16 protein-coding genes are annotated in these 19,070 nt (G+C 35.9%); 2 read left to right on the top strand and 14 right to left on the bottom strand.

Annotated features, from left to right (window positions below; all coding sequences use genetic code 11):
- Nucleotides 1-2: 2 nt before the first annotated feature.
- The 10 genes from hxlB to PYW32_RS05030 form a co-directional block, all read right to left on the bottom strand.
- Complete coding sequence (hxlB, locus tag PYW32_RS05075; RefSeq protein ID WP_016175416.1) at nucleotides 3-539, bottom strand: 6-phospho-3-hexuloisomerase; 537 nt, start codon at nucleotides 537-539, stop codon at nucleotides 3-5.
- A complete protein-coding gene (locus tag PYW32_RS05070) occupies nucleotides 508-1,164 on the bottom strand; it encodes an orotidine 5'-phosphate decarboxylase / HUMPS family protein (RefSeq protein WP_016175417.1) in 657 nt (218 codons plus the stop codon). The genes hxlB and PYW32_RS05070 overlap by 32 nt, the downstream gene beginning before the upstream one ends.
- Complete coding sequence (locus PYW32_RS05065) at nucleotides 1,161-2,126, bottom strand: sugar kinase (protein WP_016175418.1); 966 nt, start codon at nucleotides 2,124-2,126, stop codon at nucleotides 1,161-1,163. Before PYW32_RS05065 ends, PYW32_RS05070 begins: the two co-directional genes overlap by 4 nt.
- Nucleotides 2,127-2,168: 42 nt before the next feature.
- Nucleotides 2,169-3,440 carry a hypothetical protein gene (locus PYW32_RS05060; protein WP_016175419.1) on the bottom strand — a complete coding sequence of 424 codons (1,272 nt, stop codon included), beginning with the start codon at nucleotides 3,438-3,440 and terminating at the stop codon, nucleotides 2,169-2,171.
- Between the two features lie 12 nt (nucleotides 3,441-3,452).
- Nucleotides 3,453-3,698, bottom strand: a complete 246-nt coding sequence (locus PYW32_RS05055; RefSeq protein ID WP_016175420.1) for a hypothetical protein — start codon at nucleotides 3,696-3,698, stop codon at nucleotides 3,453-3,455.
- On the bottom strand, nucleotides 3,695-4,435 hold the full coding sequence (locus tag PYW32_RS05050; protein ID WP_016175421.1) for a sugar phosphate isomerase/epimerase family protein: 741 nt from the start codon (nucleotides 4,433-4,435) through the stop codon (nucleotides 3,695-3,697). The genes PYW32_RS05055 and PYW32_RS05050 overlap by 4 nt, the downstream gene beginning before the upstream one ends.
- Nucleotides 4,436-4,618: 183 nt before the next feature.
- Nucleotides 4,619-5,608 carry a LacI family DNA-binding transcriptional regulator gene (locus PYW32_RS05045; protein WP_016175422.1) on the bottom strand — a complete coding sequence of 330 codons (990 nt, stop codon included), beginning with the start codon at nucleotides 5,606-5,608 and terminating at the stop codon, nucleotides 4,619-4,621.
- 110 nt (nucleotides 5,609-5,718) lie between these two features.
- Nucleotides 5,719-7,146: an MFS transporter gene (locus tag PYW32_RS05040; protein WP_016175423.1), complete on the bottom strand. Its 1,428-nt coding sequence runs from the start codon at nucleotides 7,144-7,146 to the stop codon at nucleotides 5,719-5,721.
- Nucleotides 7,147-7,212: 66 nt separating this feature from the next.
- Entirely contained in the window at nucleotides 7,213-8,586 is a 1,374-nt protein-coding gene (locus PYW32_RS05035) for a hemolysin family protein (RefSeq protein WP_016175424.1), read from the bottom strand.
- 115 nt (nucleotides 8,587-8,701) lie between these two features.
- Nucleotides 8,702-9,829, bottom strand: coding sequence for an AI-2E family transporter (locus tag PYW32_RS05030; RefSeq protein ID WP_016175425.1), 1,128 nt, complete (start codon nucleotides 9,827-9,829; stop codon nucleotides 8,702-8,704).
- Nucleotides 9,830-9,940: 111 nt separating this feature from the next.
- Between PYW32_RS05030 and PYW32_RS05025 the strand changes: the two genes are divergently transcribed.
- Nucleotides 9,941-10,375, top strand: a complete 435-nt coding sequence (locus PYW32_RS05025; RefSeq protein ID WP_016175426.1) for a GNAT family N-acetyltransferase — start codon at nucleotides 9,941-9,943, stop codon at nucleotides 10,373-10,375.
- Between the two features lie 105 nt (nucleotides 10,376-10,480).
- Here PYW32_RS05025 and ntdP read toward each other — a convergent pair whose 3' ends face one another.
- From ntdP to recX, 3 genes are all read right to left on the bottom strand, one after another.
- On the bottom strand, nucleotides 10,481-11,014 hold the full coding sequence (ntdP, locus tag PYW32_RS05020; RefSeq protein ID WP_016175427.1) for a nucleoside tri-diphosphate phosphatase: 534 nt from the start codon (nucleotides 11,012-11,014) through the stop codon (nucleotides 10,481-10,483).
- Nucleotides 11,015-11,107: 93 nt separating this feature from the next.
- Nucleotides 11,108-12,271, bottom strand: coding sequence for an A/G-specific adenine glycosylase (gene mutY, locus PYW32_RS05015; protein ID WP_016175428.1), 1,164 nt, complete (start codon nucleotides 12,269-12,271; stop codon nucleotides 11,108-11,110).
- Nucleotides 12,261-13,043: a recombination regulator RecX gene (gene recX, locus PYW32_RS05010; RefSeq protein ID WP_016175429.1), complete on the bottom strand. Its 783-nt coding sequence runs from the start codon at nucleotides 13,041-13,043 to the stop codon at nucleotides 12,261-12,263. The genes mutY and recX overlap by 11 nt, the downstream gene beginning before the upstream one ends.
- 206 nt (nucleotides 13,044-13,249) lie before the next feature.
- On the opposite strand from recX, the gene rlmD reads away from it, so the two are divergent.
- Nucleotides 13,250-14,626 carry a 23S rRNA (uracil(1939)-C(5))-methyltransferase RlmD gene (rlmD, locus tag PYW32_RS05005; protein ID WP_016175430.1) on the top strand — a complete coding sequence of 459 codons (1,377 nt, stop codon included), beginning with the start codon at nucleotides 13,250-13,252 and terminating at the stop codon, nucleotides 14,624-14,626.
- Between the two features lie 45 nt (nucleotides 14,627-14,671).
- Here the strand turns inward: rlmD and PYW32_RS05000 are convergent, their stop codons facing one another.
- The gene (locus tag PYW32_RS05000; RefSeq protein ID WP_016175431.1) at nucleotides 14,672-19,006 is read right to left on the bottom strand and encodes a PolC-type DNA polymerase III; all 4,335 of its coding nucleotides are present in this window, start codon (nucleotides 19,004-19,006) and stop codon (nucleotides 14,672-14,674) included.
- Between the last annotated feature and the right edge of the window lie 64 nt (nucleotides 19,007-19,070).

The raw sequence follows: 19,070 nt of genomic DNA, 5'->3' as shown, positions 1-19,070 counted from the left end.
ACTCACTCCACATTTACATGTTCATGCAACGCATCTTCATTAGACGTTTCATCTCTTTGTGCTAGTTTTAAGGTCAAAGCATCTAAAGTGATATGAACCGTTTGATCAAACAGCGTCGATAAGAGTTGAACTGATTTGATGCCTGCACCTGTTTTAGTCGCACCTGGAATAACAATAACGCAATCAGCTAGCTGTGCCAAAGGAGAAGTTGCATCGCTTGTTAAAGCAATAATATCTAAACCTAATTTTTTGGCAACCTGTGTATCCGTAACAATGCCTTTAGTGGTACCCGATCCTGAAATAGCAATCCAAGTATCTCCTTTTTGAATCGATGGCGTAATCGTTTCTCCCATCACATAATCTTGATAACCAATATGCATCAAACGCATTGCAAATCCTTTTGCTTGAAACCCGCTACGGCCTGCACCTGTAATAAAAATTCGTTGATCTTTTTTGAAAAATGGTAACGTTGCATCAATTTGCTTTTCATCCACCAAATTCATTACTTCATTTATTTCGTTCATAATTGTTTGAATCATAACCTTTAATCTCCTTCATAAATTCATTTACTGCTTCGTTCATTGAAGAAGCTTTTGTAATTTTTGACCCAACAATGACAACTTCTACTAAATTTTGTTGTGCCAAAGCCGTTGCTTGTTTTAAATCAATTCCACCTGCAATCGCTAAACGATTGATTTGCGGAAACTTTTGATGGAAATCAGAGACACTTGCAACTGCATCTTGTTGGTCTTTTTTATCAATCGAATGATGCAATGTGTAAATAGCTTGCGGAAAATCAAGAATTTTTTTTATTTTTTCATCCGAAACTTCTAATAAATCAATCATCATGGTCTTGTTTATTTGTTGGCTAACTTCATAACACACTTGCAATGTATCATAGGAAGCTGCTCCCATCACGGTGATAATGTCGGCACCAAATTTGAATCCTTGATTAAATTCATACGCACCTTCATCAATTGTTTTACTATCGACCAATAATTCGCTGTGATGTATGACACCTCGTAACTTTTCAATCGCTAAATTACCATAATCTTTAACCAAGGAAGTGCCCATTTCGATAATGTCCGTTTTGCCATCAAGTTGTGCTGCTAAATGACACGCTTCTGTCAAACTTACACGATCAATTGCTGTTTGTAATTTCATTTACTTGCCACCTTATTTTTTGTTAAAAAATCTGCTAGTTCTGTTGGTGTTGGATAGCCATCATTATCACCAGGTGATTGCACTGCCAAAGCACCAATTGCATTGGCACGAATAACTGCATTTTCTAAACTTTCACCTTCAATTAAAGCCGTGATTAAGCCTGCTGCAAAACCATCTCCAGCTCCTACAGTATCCACTACATGCTCAACTTTAAAACCTGGAATTGTAAATGAAGTCCCATCTTTTTGTTTGACATACGCCCCTGCTGTTCCTAATTTGACAACTACTGTTTTGGTTTTTTCACTATTATTTAAATAAAAGTCCGCAATGTCTTCTGGATTACGACTACCCATTAAAATTTCACCTTCATTAATCCCCGGTAAAATAATATCTGCATGTGCAGCTAGTTCATTAATAGTAGCGACCATGTCTTCTTGGCTTGCCCAAAGTTGTGGACGTAAATTTGGGTCAAAAGTAGTTTGAATCTGGTGTTGTTCTAACAATTCAACAAAATGACGAAAGGCCGTTAATGCTTCAGAAGAAATTGCTGGAAAGATGCCCGAAAGATGCGCCAATTTCACTTCTGAAAAATCAATTGTATCCAAAACCGATGCTTCAAAATGTGCAGCTGCCGATCCTTTACGGAAATAAAAAATACTTGGATCTCCCTTGCTAACACGATCTTTTAATTGGAAAGCTGTCCAATAATCGGATGTTTCATCAATATAATCTGTGCCAATCTCATTTTCTTTTAATTGATCGATAATAAATTCACCAAAGGGGTCTTTTCCTAAACGCGTAATGTATTGCGTACTGTGTCCCAAGCGAGAAACTCCTACGGTTACATTCACTTCTGCTCCGGCTAAAAATTTTTGAAAATGTTTGGCCTCTTTTAAGTTTTTATCTACCTCTTCTGATCCAAATAATGCTATAGGTTCACCAATTGTTAAAAATTCACTCATTGTTCATTCTCCTCATTCGTTTTTTTGTACACGTTTACAATTTTACAATAGATATAAAGCTGCGATTAAATTCAAAACAGTAGCACCCCATGCCCATGGAATTCCAGTAGACAAGAATGTTTTCGTATCTAATCTAGCATATTGAACCGCCCATAAATTCCAAGATTGAGTGATACATGCTGATACTCCCATCATGGATGGAACCACGAGCAAACCATATAAGAAATACTGATCAAATTTTCCTGTGCCGACTAATACTGCTGCTGTCGCTGCACCTGCTCCATATAACATTAACGGTCCTCGGAAAAATGATAATGGTGCCAAGATGGCTATAATAATTATCATGATCACTTTACTGCTTGGAATAATTTGTTGGAAAACTTCTGTGAATCCAGACATCGCATGCACTGCTGCTGATTGAAACATTGTTAAAACAAATAACATAATCAATAAGCCTGAAATGTCACTAATAGCATGAGTTGCTGTTTCATTCATCATTTTGACAAAACGTGTATACGATTTCATATTTCCAGTTGCTAAAAAAGCAATAATTGTTGAAAGTAATAAAGCTGGCACTGCATCCCATTTAGCAAAAATGCTTAAAGCAACGGGTAATACCGGTAACACATAAGTCCAAATTGGAACTTCTGCGATTGCTTCACTTGAATCAGTTGCTACAATTTCTGGTTTTCCATTACGAATTTTCTTTGCGTTAAATAGAATAAATAATAAAACGATAAGCATTTGGATAATCATTGCTACAAAACCAAATCGTTGGTAATGCGCATCCCAAGAAACTTCTGGGAAAAATACTTGAAATTGAACAAATAAAACGTTATTAACATACATTGCTGCCCCAATCGACATCGTAAAAACACTAACGGCGATAGGTTTAGGTACACCGATTGAAAACATGATTGGGAATAAAATCACTCCTACTGCAATTGCAGAACCAACACCATATGAACTGGTAAAGATTAATGCAATAACTAAAGCAATCAAAATGGTCGCTAAAACAGGATTTTTCTTGCCAACTTTTTCGGTTCGTCGGCTAATACTTCCTGCAATTCCTGTATCAACTAACACACGACCAAACCATGATCCAAAAATAATATATGATGCAGTTTTCCCATAATTTAATACTGGGTCTGTAAAAATTTCTTTAATTGCTTGATTAAACGGCACTAAGCCTATCATCGTCCATAAAACAGCCATTACAAAAAATCCAACTGTTAAATTTCCACCCTTCATTGCATATACAACAAATGCAACAAAAGTAATCGCTAACAAAATACCTGTAATTGCTCCACCCATTTAATTTGCCTCCTAATACTGATTCAATTCACTTAAAATTCGTTGGTATGCTGAAGTACGTTGTTGATGATTTTCTTCAAAAAAAGTGTTCTCTAAATTATTGAAACGTTGTGCTAAATAATATGCTGTTAAGTATGCAGCCAAAGATTCTTTTGCTGCTGTCTCCATTTCTTCTGTTTGCACTTCAGGTCGTTGAAGACTATTCATAAATTGATAAGCAAATTTTTCCGCGTTAATTTGTGTTTGTTTTTCTATCATGCAGACCACTCCTCTAAAAGTTTTTTTGCTTGTTTAATTTCTAAATCATTTGTCGTCGGATACTCGATAGCCACAGGAACATCTTGCGGTAATTGAGCTAAAATAGTTCGCCAATCAATTTCGCCATCATCTAGTTTGGCGGCTTGTGGTTTATCCGCTTGATAGCGCACATCTTTCACATGGATATAACGAACGTATTCTTTTAATCGTTTAGCAGCATCATCTTCGTTTTCTCCTACGAAACGCCAATTTCCTAAATCATAGACATATCCAATTGGAAGCTGTTCTTCTTCCACTTTCTCCATAAATTGTCTAATTGCTTGAATCGTTCCCGATGTTTGCGTCTGATCATTTTCAATATTAATGTTGATATCGGTATGCGTTAATTTTTCTAATTCATCCAATGATGTAGAAGGTTGGAAATCACCAATATTCCATTTAATATGTTTGACGCCCATTTCTTTAGCTTCATCTAAATAGCTTTGCAAAGAGTCATTTAATTTTCCATTAACAAACACTTCATCAGGCACACTATAAAACAGCTCGATTCCTAAGTCTGAAGCAAGTTGTTTAATAACATGCTTCTCTTGATGAATATTTCGAAAATATTCTCTTCTTATTTCGACTTTTTTAAATCCCAACTCTGCTGATTTCTGCAATATTTCGGCTTGCGAAGCGCCATTTCCTACTTTTTCAGCAAATACTAATAAATTTAATACAATATTCTCTTTATCCATAAACACTATCCTTTCATTAAGTTAACCGGTTTCTATAGATAAATAGTAAACCGGTTTCCTTGAAATGTCAACGCTTTCTTAAATTAAAAACACCTGCTCAAAAAGACAAAAAGAAAAAACGCTTTAGGAAACCGATTCCCAAAGCATCTTTTAAATAAAATATTTTTTATAAAATAACAAAAATTAAATTGACTTTCTCCATTGAACTTTTGCTGGCACGATGATTTCTTGTTCTAATTCTTCTGAATTTTTCAAAAAATTTACTAATTTCTCTGCAGCAACCTCTCCAATTTGTTGAGATTGTTGTTCAATACTGGTAATTCCAGGTCCAACCAAAGCTGTTAGATTCCAATCATCAAATCCGGTAATGCCTATTTGTTGCGGAATATCAATTTTATTTTCGATTAGAATCGTTAATAATTCCATTAATACCCGACCATTAGAAGCAAATAATAACGTTCGTTCAGGATTCTTTAGTTCTGCAAAAATGAGTGGTTTTAAATTAGTCTCAGAGGTTACTTCAAGCAGCTCTTGTTTTTTTCCCATTTTTTCAGTCACATTTTTGACTGTGTGATAACGAACTTCACGGGTAGTAACATCTTGTAATGGTTCACTAACTACCAGCACTTTTTGATAATCTTTTTGCAGTGCTTGATGTAAAATCTCTTCCACTGTTTCTTGATTATTTGTTGTTACTAATGGCCAAATAACTGGTTCAGTTTGTCTGTCCACTAACAGCAATGGTATATTGTAATCTTGAATAAATTGATAGTTTTCAGCATTTCTAGAGGAAGCCTGTAAGATAATCGCTTCTACTCCTTGATCCAGTAATTTTTCTAACAAACTGCGCTCTTGTTTGACAGAATTTGCAGCATCCATAATAATCATCTGATAACCATTGCGTTCTAAAACAGCTCCAATTCCTTTCAGCAATAAAGAAGAATACATATTGGAAATATCTGCTACAACAACACCAATCAAATAACTACGTTTTGATTTTAAGGCCTGCGCTTGCCGACTAGGACGGTAATTCAATTCTTCAATTATCGAAGCGATACGTTCTTTCGTTTCTTTGGACATGTTTCCATATTGACCATTTAAAAAACGAGAAATCGTCGTTTTTGAAACACCTGCCTGTTCAGCTACTTGACTAATTGTGACTTTCTTTTTCATCTGATAACTCCTTTGCTTTTCTCTATTTTATATGAACAATTGTTTTTTGAGAAGTTGCTCGATCGATTTCATAAAAAAAGAAGGATCTTTCTTCAAAGATCCCTCGCAAATTAGTTTGCTGGATTTTTACGAATACGCCAAACAGTTACTATTAGAGAAAAAAGACATAGTAACAATGAACATAAAAAGGTAATTTTCATCCCATAGACAAAGACATCTGGTCGCTCATTTAGATAAGTCGTGACTTTTTCTCCCATTTTTTGACTCATCGCGGCATATAATACGGTTGTCGATAATGCAATTCCGATAACCATCCCTAAATTACGAGCAAAAGCATTCATACTACTCGCAACACCTAAGTCCTCCTTAGCCACGCTGCTCATGACTAACATATTATTTGGCGATTGGAATAAAGAATTTCCTAGTCCCATAATGGCTGTCGCTATCACATAATACCAAAGTGGTGTCTGTACATCCATAAACATATACATTAATTGCGTAATCGAAAGTAAGGATAATCCTGTCAACACTAATTTTGTTGGGCCAATTTTATCGGTTAAATACCCACTTAATGGTGAACCAATGACCATGACCAACGGGAAAATCATCATTAAAATTCCCGCTTGACTAGGTCCTAAACCACGCGCTTTTTGTAGATAAAATGGAATGACCACATTCACAAAAAAGTTAGAAGAAAAAATAATTACCGCACTAATTAAACTTAGCGTAAAAATTTTGTTTTTAAAAATGGAAAAAGCAATTAAAGGAATTTTTACTTTCTTTTCAATCAAAATAAATAAAACAAATGAAATAAGCGCTAAAATAAATAATGTTACTGGAACAATGTGTAGAAATCCTTCTTCTTGTCCAATAAATACTGCACCAAAAAATGTTACGATGAAAGATGCAAAACTCAAGAATCCTAATTTATCAATTTTTTTCTTCGTCATGGTAATATCTTTTGGTAAAAATTTAGTGCCCGCTATCATCGTAATGATGCCAACAGGTACATTAATCCAAAATATATATGGCCAAGAAAATTGGGACAAAATTAAGCCACCTAAACCAGGGCCGGCAATTGAACCTAAAGATACAAATGCCCCAATTGAGCCTAACGCACGTCCTCGTTCATTCATAGGAAAAACTTCTGTAATAATTCCTGAGTTCGTTGCCATCGTCATGCTGGCACCAATCGCTTGAACTACACGAGCAAACAATAAAAATGAAAGAGAATGATTAAAACCACACAGTAACGAACCAATCGTAAAAATCAAGGTACCAATTTGATACACTTTAATTTTTCCAAAACTATCACCGATTTTTCCAAATAACAATAAACACGCACACACAACAATTAAATAAATGGACACAATCCATTCTGCTTGGTTCATAGGAACATTCATGTCTTTAGAGATTGTCGGTAACGCAATATTGATAATACTGCCATCTAGTGTTGACATAAACGTAAACATAGAAACCGATACCAAAATCCACCAACGATTCTTTTGCACTTCGGGATTTAATTGATAACTATTCATAAAAACAATGGCCTTCTTTCTTCAAATTAAAGAGTCTATGATCGAAATCATAGACCCCGTAGTTTACTATCGTCTTGGTTCATCCTCTTCAAAGTCTTTACGGAAGAAGCGTCGTTCCTCTTCAGGTTCAATATCCACTTCTTCTTCACGGAATTTTGCACGTAGCTTCAAGACACGAGTGCCTTCCATTTCCTCTGAAGTTAAAGTGACATTATCTACATCAAAGGATAATTTATCGTCTTCATCAGGAATTGTTCCTAATGCAGTAATAAAGTAACCTGCCATTGTATCTACATCTGACATATGTAGATTTGTATGGAAAAGTTCATTAAAGTCATCGATTAACATGCGACCTTGAATAATGTATTCATCTTCAGAAATTTTTTCATATAATGATTCAATTTCATCTGACTCATCATCAATTTCACCAACAATTTCTTCTAATAAATCTTCCAGCGTGACTAAACCAACCACACCACCATATTCATCTAAAAGAATCGCCATTTGGTTTTGCGTCTTTTTCAATTCATACAATAAATCATCAATAAAGACTGTTTCAGGAACAAATAAAGGTTCTTGTAACAATTCTTTTAAATCAAGATTATCAAAACCAACATTGTATGCACTTTTTAGTAAGGTTTTTGTATGCAGAACACCAATCACTTTATCTTTGTCTTCATTGTAGACTGGAATACGTGAGAAGTTTTCAGCTAAAATTTTATCCATATTTTCTTTTACGTCATCATGAATATCAACCATAAAGGCATCGGTACGTGGAACCATTACTTCTCTGGCAACTTTCGTATCCAAAGAAAAAATTCCTTGTAACATTTCCAACTCGCTGTCTTCAAACACACCTTCAGTTTCCATCATGTAACGCATTTCATCGCGCGTCATTTTTGCATCTTCATCGTCAAATGTCATTGGCGTTAATCGTGAAAGTAAGTTTGTCGAAGCCGACAACAACCATACGAACGGTTTGGCAATAATTCCAATATAACGAATTGCACCAGAAGTGAATTGAGCAACCTCTTCAGACTTGTTTAAAGCGATTCGTTTAGGATATAATTCGCCAAATACAATTGAGACATACGTCAAAATTGCCAAGACAATGATACTTGCTAAACTTTTTGCCGCTACTCCGCCACCTAAATACGGTGCAAGATAGCTAGACAAACTGTCAGCTAACGAAGCCCCTGACAAGATATTGACTAACGTAATTCCGACTTGGATTGTCGATAGAAAATTCGTTGGATTTTCTAATATTTTTAATAATTTTTGGGATTTTGTATCTCCCTCTTCTGCCTTTTGTTCGACACGATTTCTATTAATCGAAACAAGCGACATTTCTGATGCTGCTAAAAAAGCATTCACCAATGTTAAAACAATTAACAACAATATTTGCGCTAATAGCGACTGACTCTCGGGGTCAGCATTCATAGTTGCATTCTCTCCTTATTTTTACAAATTATTGAAAAAAAAGCGTGGCAATCGCCACGCTAAAATCGTATCATAAAGGGGTTTTCTTTGCAATAAAAAGTAATTGAATTCTTTTTTATCCTAATAATTCCCCTTGTTTTTGCTTCGTTTTATCTTCTTTTATAACCTGAATTATAAATAAAACAATTGTACGACATACTGCATAGAAAGGTACACCTAGGAAAATTCCTAGCAAACCAGCTATATTTCCAGCAACTAATAACACAATAATAATAGTCAATGGATGGATAGCTAAACTCTTACCAATAACGTTTGGATAGATAATATTACCATCTAATTGTTGAACAATTAACACGACTACACAACATAACAATGCCTTAAACGGATCATTGAAAATGGTTACTGCTACTGCTGGTAATAAACCTAAATAAGGACCTAGATAAGGGATTAAATTAGTAATACCCGCAATAACACCAAATAAGAACGCGTAGTCTACGCCGATAATTAAATAACCTAAGAAAGTAAATGTAGCAACAAAAATACATTCAATTGCTTGGCCACTAATGTAGTTTGACAATGTTTTATTTAGTTTACCCAATAATTCTTTGACTTGCTCGCGTCGTTTTTCTGGGATTGCTTTTTCAATGTTTGGAACAACTTTATCACCATCTTTTAACATGTAAAACAAAATAAATGGTGCAGTAACTAATGTCATTGTCGCAGAGGCAATTGAGCCAACAATTGAGCCTAAACTACTAGACAGTCCACTTAAAAAGCGTTGTAGAATCGCTCCATAAGATAAGTTCATCTTTTCCAATTGTTCCATTACATCGACTTGTTTAAACATTTGTTTAACGATTTCAGTATCGGCAATGCCATATGCCCAATTTTCCACTTGTTCCACAAAATCAGGAATATTTTCTGCTAATTGTGATATCTGAATCACTAAGTTTGGAATAATGCTACTAATCATTAAGACTAATGCTAGAACCAATAGAACAAAGACAATAACAATAGCGATGATTCGTTTGATTTTTAGTCTTTTGGTTAATAACTCAACCATTGGATTTAATAGGTAATACAAAAAGCCCGCAATTAAGACCGGCGCAAACAATGTCGTAAAAAATGTTACGACTGGTTGAAAAACAAAACCAATTTTTGATAAAACCAAAATTAATGTTGCTAAAACTAATAATTCTAGTGACCAAAAAAAGAGTTTTGATTGTTTCACTCGTTCAAACATAACTAACCTCCTTCTAATTTGAATTAATTATATGCTAATTACCAAAAAAAATCTTCTTTTAAACTATTCATTCCATTAAAAGAAGATTATAATTATGGTGAGGTGATGAACGTGTTAATTGCACATACAAGAGATACCATGAGTGATATTTATTTAGACGCATTAAAAATACGCAACCAAGTTTTTGTGATTGAACAAAATGTTCCTTTAGAATTGGAAATTGACCAATACGAAGCACACACCGTACATTTTGTTTTATATGATGAACAAAGACAGCCTTTAGCAACTGTTCGTCTATTGCCTAAGGAAAATCAAACGATGAAAGTCCAACGCATGGCTGTTTTAAACGAACACCGCCAAAAAGGGCTTGGAAAAGTCATCATGGATGCTGCAGAAGACTTCGCCAAAGAACAAGGTTATCAACAACTCGTATTAGGCGCACAACTAACTGCGGTCCCATTTTACGAGCGCTTAGGTTATCAAGCAGAAGGCGACATCTTTTTAGATGCCGAAATTGAGCATGTGGCCATGACGAAGGAAGTTTAAGAAAAGAAAGAATTTGTAGCAAAACTATAAATCCTTTCTTTTTCCATTTTATAAAAAGAAGCGAGCAATCTTATAAGACTGCTCGCTTCCTTTTCGTTGTTACTTTCATTTCTGCGACAATTGCTTGTAGCGGTTATACCATATATCGACATAACCCTCGGAGAATGGTCCTTTTCCATTATTGATCCAATCGACTAAAATTTTGACGTTTTCCTTTAGAATAAAATCGACATCTTGTGGATAATGCATGATTTTGCTGTGCAATTCATATTCATCAACATCCAATAATCGTTTTTCGCCATCAGGAAAAACTTTGATATCTAAATCATAATCAATGTATTTCAGTGCTTCTTCATCCAATAAATAAGGTGAAGCTAGGTTACAATAATAGGAAACCCCCTTTTCTCGAATCATTGCTATTACATTAAACCAGTATTTTTTGTGAAAGTACACAATAGCTGGTTCTCGGGTTACCCAACGTCTTCCATCCGATTCAGTTACCAATGTATGATCGTTAACACCAATCATGGAATGTTCGCTGGTTTTCAATACCATAGTATCTCGCCACGTACGATGCAAATTGCCATCATGCTTGTAGCTTTGAATGCTGACAAACTCGCCTTCTTTTGGAACTCGCATAGCAACCCTTCCCTCAGCGAACCTTATTCGCATTTGTTTGGGTGTTCATTACACCGACATCGTTAATATTATAGCAATAAAAAACGTCCTTGCCTAGAAATGTTTATCAAGTTTCTGATATTTATTGAACTGTGATACCAGTTTTTGTTGTGGTTTTGGAAAAACGAATGTTGAAAAATCATCTGATTGAACCCATTGCCCATTTTCTGGTACAAAGTTTTCTCTGGTACGACCATAAAATAAAAGAACATGCCATTTCAAATGACTAAAAATATGCGTGATTTCACCATAGTGTTTCTTTTGCCAAACAACCGGAAAGTCATCAAAAATTTGTGGTGACAACTCTTCTGCCACTAAATCTGAACTCAATTGCTGTTCGTCATCTTTTTGCCAAGTATGAACGAATTCTGTGTATTCCTGTTTAGTGACTTCTTGTAATGGAAAATGCCACATTTTGGCTAATAGTCCAGTTTCAGGTCGTTGTAGCAATAAAAATTCATGATTGGCATTTTCAATCGCTCCAGCAATATAATAGACATCTTTTGGTTTCATTTTTTTCGTTTTAATTGGAAATTGTGTTTGACGCTTGTTTTTGTAAGCTAAGCAAAATTGTTGAATTGGGCATTCTTCACATCTTGGTGCAGTAGGATTGCAGATATTTGAACCTAAATCCATAAACGCTTGATTCATCTCACCAGGTTGTTCATGAGAAATAATTGCTCGTGTTGCTGCATCAAATACTTTCCGGCTACTAGCTTTAGCAATATCCTCGTCTATTTCAAATAAACGGCTAACCACTCGCATGATATTGCCATCAATCGCTGGTTCAGGTAAACCAAATGCAATACTACTAATTGCGCCTGTGGTATAAGGGCCAATTCCTTTTAATGTACTAATCTCTTCTGGTGTATTTGGAAAGACACCATCAAAGTCATCCATGATTTGTTGCGCAGCTACTTTTAAGTTTCGAGCACGCGAATAGTAACCTAAACCTTCCCAAATTTTCAATAACTTTTGTTCATCCGCGTTAGCTAGGTCTTGAATTGTCGGAAATTCTTCCATGAAGCGATAATAATAACCAATGACTGTATCGACACGGGTTTGTTGCAACATGATTTCAGAAATCCAAATATTATAGGGATGCGTATTCGCACGCCAAGGTAAATTCCGTTTTTCTTGGTGATACCAAGTTAAAAATATCTCTTGGAAAGAATGAATGGTATCTTCATCCCATTCCAACCAGTTTTCAGTCTCCATCTATTACTTCCTCATCAATAAATCGTTGGATTAAATCAAAATCAAATCCTTTTTGATACAATTTTTGTTTTATTTTTTGTTTATCTGTACGATGTCTACGGACTAATTTCGTCCCTTCTTTTTGTAATGCTTCCCATTCTTCTTCATCGTCTTTTTCGTTAGGAATTTCTTCCATAACAATTGTAATAACATCGTTAGAGAAGCCTTTTTGCATTAACTTCATGCGTAATTTTTGTAATGTTTCACGATGACTTTTCCCACGAATGGTTCGTAACATTTTATTCGCTGTTCGTAATCCAATTTCTATTTGTTGTTCGTTTGTATAAAGGATCATTACTTCTTGAATTACATCTTCTTTCACGCCTTTTTTACGTAGTTGCTGCATCAATGCTTGTGGCCCTTTATCACTCAAACGTAGTTGCGTACGAATATAACTCTGACCATACACGACATCATCAATCAATTGTAATTCTTTTAAGCGTTGAATAATTTTCTGACTGTCTTCGGTATTGATTTCTTTCTCTTTCAAATAACTTCGCATTTCTTGTTCTGTCCGAAGTTGATAACTAATATAATTCATCGCCATTTGTAAACCAACATCATATCCTGCGCTTTTTTTTAATTCTTCAAATGTCGTTTCGTCAATCTCGGTCCCTTTTAATAAACGATGACGAACTAATAAATCCTCAGAAATTCGTAACTCTCGTTTATCTTCAAAACTGACTTGATAAAAAGCACCTTTTTCTTTGCGTACATTTATTACTTTTAACATTTCTTCACCTCACGAACATACATTCTATTTTAAACAAAATAAACTGAAATAACCAATAAAAAGGATGCTATCAGAGGAATTGTTAGACCATATTTAACGGAGCAAAGAAACAATCAGAGTGAACACTCCATTTTACCATACTTTTTTAGGCAAGACGGATGAACTATGTTAAAATGGATAAGATTAATCTACATAAAGGAGCACTTATGTCAACTATACAACTAAATACTGGACAAACATTACAACTGAAAATTAAACGGCTAGGCATCAATGGTGAAGGTATTGGCTATTATAAACGTCTGATTATTTTTGTCCCGCGAGCATTACCAGGAGAAGAAATTATTGCCAAAGTAACCAAAGCAACACCAACTTTTGCTGAAGCAGCGCTAACGAAAATTGTCAAAAAAAGTCGTGATCGTGTACAACCTCCGTGTCATTTTTACGATCGTTGTGGCGGTTGCCAGTTGCAACATTTATCTTATAACAAACAATTAGATTTCAAAAAAGATTTATTAGCACAAGCATTAGCCAAATTCAAACCTAAGAATTATCAAAACTATGAATTGCGTGATACCTTAGGGATGGATGATCCATGGCATTACCGCAATAAAGCACAATTCCAATTACGCTATAATGCCAAACAAATGCGGGCTGAAGCTGGATTATATGAACAAAATTCCCATCGTCTTGTGGCGATTGACGATTGCTTGGTGCAAGAAAAAACCACGCAAAAAGTCATTAATACGGTCATGCAATTAGTAAACAAATATCAAATTCCAATTTACGATGAACGAAAAAATTCGGGAATTTTACGCACATTAATGGTACGAATTGGTATTGAAACGGGTGAAACACAACTAGTCTTCATTACAAATTCACCTAAATTACCACAAAAAAATGCCCTAATTCGTGAAATCAACCAACGTCTACCAGAAGTCGTTTCCATCATGCAAAACGTCCAAAATAAAAAAACATCTCTTGTAATGGGTGACGATACCCTCCATTTATGGGGCAAAGAAGCTATTGAAGAACATTTAAATGGATTAATTTTCGATTTATCGGCCCGTGCATTTTTCCAATTAAATCCGAAACAAACAAGTGTCTTGTATAACGAGGCCATTAAAGCACTCGAGATTACGGAGAATGAAACAGTGGTTGATGCGTATTGTGGTGTTGGAACAATTGGTTTAAGTGTGGCGGATAAAGCCAAAGAAGTGCGTGGGATGGATATTATTCCCCAAGCGATTGCCGATGCCAAACGAAATGCTCAACGTATGGGCTATGAAAACACCCATTATGAGACTGGCACTGCAGAAGATTTACTACCGAAATGGCTAAATGACGGATTTACACCTGATAGTATCGTAGTTGATCCACCACGTACCGGTTTAGACGACAAATTATTACAAGCGATTTTAAAACATACGCCTAAAAAGTTAGTCTACGTCTCCTGTAACGTCTCCACTTTAGCAAAAGATTTGAAAAAATTATCCACAGTTTTCAAAGTCGATTATTTGCAATCTGTCGATATGTTTCCACAAACAGCACGCTGCGAAGTTGTTGCCAAGTTAACACGTATTTAAAAAGACAAGCAGTCAGAAAAAATCTGATTGCTTGTCTTTCTTTTATCACATATCAAATAGTGATAGTTGGTTTTCATCTGGTAAATCTTTTAACACCCCATTGTCTGTCATATACTCAATTAATGTCTTAGATACTTTCCCACGATTAGCCAAATCTTCTTTAGATAAGAACGGACCATTTTTACGCGCTTCTACGATTTGTTTCGCTACGTTTAGACCCAAACTAGGTACTGCACGGAATGGGGCAATTAATTTTTTCCCATCAATTACAAAATTTTCAGCGTCTGATTTGTATAAATCAATCATCCCAAATTCATACCCGCGTTCAATCATTTCATTACACAACTCTAAAACAGTTAATAAGTTTTTCTCTTTCGTGGATGCATCCATCCCTTTATCGGTAATTTCTTTCATTCGTTCTTTCACTGCATCTTTTCCTTTTGCCATCGCAACTAAGTCAAAGTCATCTGCACGAACCGAGAAATATGCACAATAATATAGAATTGGGAAATACACTTTGAAATATGCCACACGTAATGCCATTAACACATACGCTGCCGCATGGGCTTTCGGGAACATATACTTGATTTTCAAACAAGAATCAATATACCAATCGGGTACATTTTGTTTCTTCATTTCGACTTGCCAATCATCCGGAATTCCTTTTCCTTTACGCACACTTTCCATAATCTTAAAGGCTAATCCATCATCTAATCCAGCATGCATTAAATAAACCATGATATCATCACGACACCCAATTACATTCGCTAAATCTGCTGTACCTTGACGGATCAGTTCTTCGGCGTTACCTAACCATACGTCGGTTCCATGTGATAGTCCAGAAATTTGGAGTAATTCCGCAAAAGTCGATGGATGGGTTTGCTCCAACATTCCTCGTACAAAACGGGTACCAAATTCTGGAATACCTAGCGTTCCAGTCTTAGAATAAATGGCATCAGGATGAACACCTAATACATCGGTCCCTTCAAAAATACGCATCACTTCTGGATCATCGGTTGGGATAGTTTTCGGATCAATTCCCGATAAATCTTGCAACATACGAATCACGGTCGGATCATCGTGTCCTAGGATATCAAGTTTCAAAATATTGTCATGAATCGAATGGAAATCAAAGTGAGTGGTTCGCCATTCAGAATCCAAATCATCAGCAGGATATTGAATCGGCGTGAAATCATACACGTCCATATAGTCAGGAATAACAATAATCCCACCCGGATGCTGACCAGTCGTCCGTTTAACACCTGTCGCACCTTTGGCTAAGCGATCAATTTCAGCACCTCTATAATGCAGATTATGATCACGCTCATAACCTTTTACGAAACCATAGGCGGTCTTATCTGCAACTGTACCAATTGTTCCCGCACGGTACACGTATTCCTCACCAAACAAGACTTTCGTATAGTTATGCGCTTCTGGCTGATATTCTCCTGAGAAGTTCAAATCGATATCGGGTACTTTATCTCCATGGAAACCTAAGAAAGTCTCAAATGGAATATCATGACCATCTTTTTTCAAACGCGTACCACATTTTGGACAAGCTTTTTCAGGCATATCAAAACCTGAACCATAGGAACCATCTTCATAAAACTCTGAATATTGGCATTCTGGACAAAAATAATGCGGGGCTAATGGATTGACTTCGGTAATCCCTGTCATCGTCGCCACAAAACTAGAACCAACCGATCCACGAGAACCAACCAAATACCCATCTTGATTACTCTTGTGTACCAATTTTTGTGAAATTAAGTAGATAACGGAGAAACCATTTCCGATAATCGAATTCAGTTCTTTTTCTAACCGTTTTTCAACAATTTCTGGTAATGGATTACCATAAATTTCTCTGGCACGATTGTAACTCAAATCGGTAATTTCTTGTTCAGATCCTGGAATTTTTGGCGTATATAAATCGTCTTTAACAGGTACGACTACCTCACAACTGTCGACTAAATCGTTTGGATTTTCCACGACGATTTTTTTCGCAAGTTCATTGCCTAAAAATTGGAATTCTGTCAACATTTCATCGGTGGTTCTAAAATGTACTTTTGGTAAACTGTGGCGATTTAAAGGATTGGCGCCCCCCATTGAATTAATCAAAATTTTACGATAAATAGCATCTTCTTCATTCAAATAGTGCACATTTCCTGTAGCAACAACAGGTTTACCTAGTTCATCACCAATCGCAACTAATTTTTGAATAATATCTTCTAAATCTTTTTCACTTTTCACTAATTCTTGCTCAATCAACGGTGCATAAACAGGTTTTGGCATCACTTCGATATAATCATAAAACTTCGCTTTCTCTTTCGCTGCTTCATATCCTTTTTGCATCATAGCAACAAAGACTTCGCCTTTATCACAGGCAGTCCCTACCAGTAAACCATCACGTAATTTCCCTAATTCTGACCGAGGAATCCGTGGCGCTTTGTCATGGAAATAAGTAATATTAGACATCGAAATTAGTTTAAAGAGATTTTTTAAACCTGCTTGAGTTTTCACCAAAATCGTTGCGTGAAATGGTCGAGCAGCTTTAATCGAATTTGCCCCACCAACATGACGGTTTAAATCTTCATGAAGCAACATATCATGTTTTTCAATCGCTTCTTTAACGAAAATCCACGCCAAGTGCCCTGTGGCTTCCGCATCATAAATCGCACGGTGATGTTGTTCCAATGAAACACCAAATTTTTTCGATAATACCCCTAAACCAAAACGTTTAAATTCAGGATACAAGTAACGAGCCAATTCCAGCGTATCAATAACCGGATTATCGGCTTCAGGAATACCGTATTTTTTATAACTCATATTTAAAAAGCCCATATCAAATGAAGCATTATGGGCAACGAGAATTGCCCCTTCTGAAAATTCACGGAACAATCGTAAAACCTCTTCCTCCGATTTTGACCCACGAACCATTTCATCTGTAATTCCTGTTAAATTCACGGTTGTATTAGATAAACGATGTCCAGGATCAATAAATTCATCAAAAGACGATTCGACATTTCCTTTATGCATTTTCACAGCGGCTAATTCAATAATCGTGTCGTAAACAGCTGATAAACCAGTTGTTTCCACGTCAAAAACGACATAGGTTGCATCAGTTAATGGAACAGGTTGTGCATTGTAAGCAACTTCGACACCATCATCCACTACATTTGCTTCCACGCCATAGATAATTTTAACGCCTGCTTTTTTTCCGGCTTGATGGGCATCAGGAAAGGCTTGTGCCCCCCCGTGATCGGTAATCGCCATCGCTTTGTGGCCCCACTTACCGGCTTGTGCAACTAAATCTCCCACATTATTGGTCGCATCCATCGTACTCATATTGGAATGTAGATGTAATTCCACACGTTTTTCGCCTTCAGGTGCATAATCTTTACGTGATTCATGTTTGATTTCCATTAAATCTTGCGCATTCATAACCAAATCGCGCATGAAGGTATCTTCTTGAATACTTCCACGAACTTTTAGCCAACTACCTTTCGAAATCGCATCAAATATTTGTTCATCTTTCTCGCCATTTGAGAATTTTTTAACGATAAATGATGACGTATAGTCGGTAATTTTTAAGATTAAAATCTTACGTTTTGATCGTAATTCACGCACTTCTTTATCAAATACATATCCTTGAATCGTCACACGACGTTCTTCTTCCAAAATATTTCCCATTGGAGTGATTAGTTCATCAGCAGGAATATTGCGCCCTAACATAATAGGACCTTCCAAAGCAGCTGGCGCTTGTTTTTTCTCTTTTTTGCGTTGTTCATTCGAAGCGATACTTTCTACGGCTTGTTGCATAAATGCTTCATGCTGTTCTTGTTGACGTTGTGCCAATTCTTGCAAGTCTGCTTCTGCTTGTTTATGGTCAAGAATTGGTTGGATACGAAAACGATCGAAACCAAAACGTTGATAATTTGTTTCAACCAGCGGTAAATATTGCTGTTGCAAAATGGAAATCACCGCATCATTGGTTACTGGCAATACAATACGCTTCTCTTGCATTTTAGGAAATTGTGATTTTAACACTTGTTTCACTAATGGCGTATCACAGTTTTGGTTCGCTAATGCTAACGACCAATAGTCTTGTAATAACTGTTCATCAAACTGATTGTCTTCTGCTTCAATTCGTAGTTGTACATCTGCAATATCTTTAAATGCAAGTTGGAGATGTTGGTAAAAATTTTGATACAACATCGCAGGCAATATTTTTTCAAATCCCAAGGTAAATGACCAACATTTTGACTGGCGATGTACCACGACTTGGGTCATTTTTCCTGTTTGTAGTAAGGGATGTTTTTGTATCTCTGGATCTAATTGCATTTGATCCAATAATATTTCAAACTTCTCTCTTTCTTTAGACAAGTTGACTCCTCCCTTTTTATATCGTACATTCTAGTATACTCTTTTTTTCTTTCATTTTCATTAA

The sequence above is a fragment of the Enterococcus saccharolyticus subsp. saccharolyticus genome (assembly GCF_029023825.1).
Classification (GTDB): Bacteria; Bacillota; Bacilli; order Lactobacillales; family Enterococcaceae; genus Enterococcus_F; species Enterococcus_F saccharolyticus.
Note: the sequence above shows the minus strand (reverse complement) of the source record. Positions and strands in the feature narration are given on the sequence as shown.

Excerpts from the sequence above, each read along its gene's own strand:
- hxlB (WP_016175416.1), bottom strand. The coding sequence starts at position 539 with ATGATTCAAACAATTATGAACGAAATAAATGAAGTAATGAATTTGGTG.
- PYW32_RS05070 (WP_016175417.1), bottom strand. The coding sequence starts at position 1,164 with ATGAAATTACAAACAGCAATTGATCGTGTAAGTTTGACAGAAGCGTGT.
- PYW32_RS05065 (WP_016175418.1), bottom strand. The coding sequence starts at position 2,126 with ATGAGTGAATTTTTAACAATTGGTGAACCTATAGCATTATTTGGATCA.
- PYW32_RS05060 (WP_016175419.1), bottom strand. The coding sequence starts at position 3,440 with ATGGGTGGAGCAATTACAGGTATTTTGTTAGCGATTACTTTTGTTGCA.
- PYW32_RS05055 (WP_016175420.1), bottom strand. The coding sequence starts at position 3,698 with ATGATAGAAAAACAAACACAAATTAACGCGGAAAAATTTGCTTATCAA.
- PYW32_RS05050 (WP_016175421.1), bottom strand. The coding sequence starts at position 4,435 with ATGGATAAAGAGAATATTGTATTAAATTTATTAGTATTTGCTGAAAAA.
- PYW32_RS05045 (WP_016175422.1), bottom strand. The coding sequence starts at position 5,608 with ATGAAAAAGAAAGTCACAATTAGTCAAGTAGCTGAACAGGCAGGTGTT.
- PYW32_RS05040 (WP_016175423.1), bottom strand. The coding sequence starts at position 7,146 with ATGAATAGTTATCAATTAAATCCCGAAGTGCAAAAGAATCGTTGGTGG.
- PYW32_RS05035 (WP_016175424.1), bottom strand. The coding sequence starts at position 8,586 with ATGAATGCTGACCCCGAGAGTCAGTCGCTATTAGCGCAAATATTGTTG.
- PYW32_RS05030 (WP_016175425.1), bottom strand. The coding sequence starts at position 9,829 with ATGTTTGAACGAGTGAAACAATCAAAACTCTTTTTTTGGTCACTAGAA.
- ntdP (WP_016175427.1), bottom strand. The coding sequence starts at position 11,014 with ATGCGAGTTCCAAAAGAAGGCGAGTTTGTCAGCATTCAAAGCTACAAG.
- mutY (WP_016175428.1), bottom strand. The coding sequence starts at position 12,271 with ATGGAGACTGAAAACTGGTTGGAATGGGATGAAGATACCATTCATTCT.
- recX (WP_016175429.1), bottom strand. The coding sequence starts at position 13,043 with ATGTTAAAAGTAATAAATGTACGCAAAGAAAAAGGTGCTTTTTATCAA.
- rlmD (WP_016175430.1), top strand. The coding sequence starts at position 13,250 with ATGTCAACTATACAACTAAATACTGGACAAACATTACAACTGAAAATT.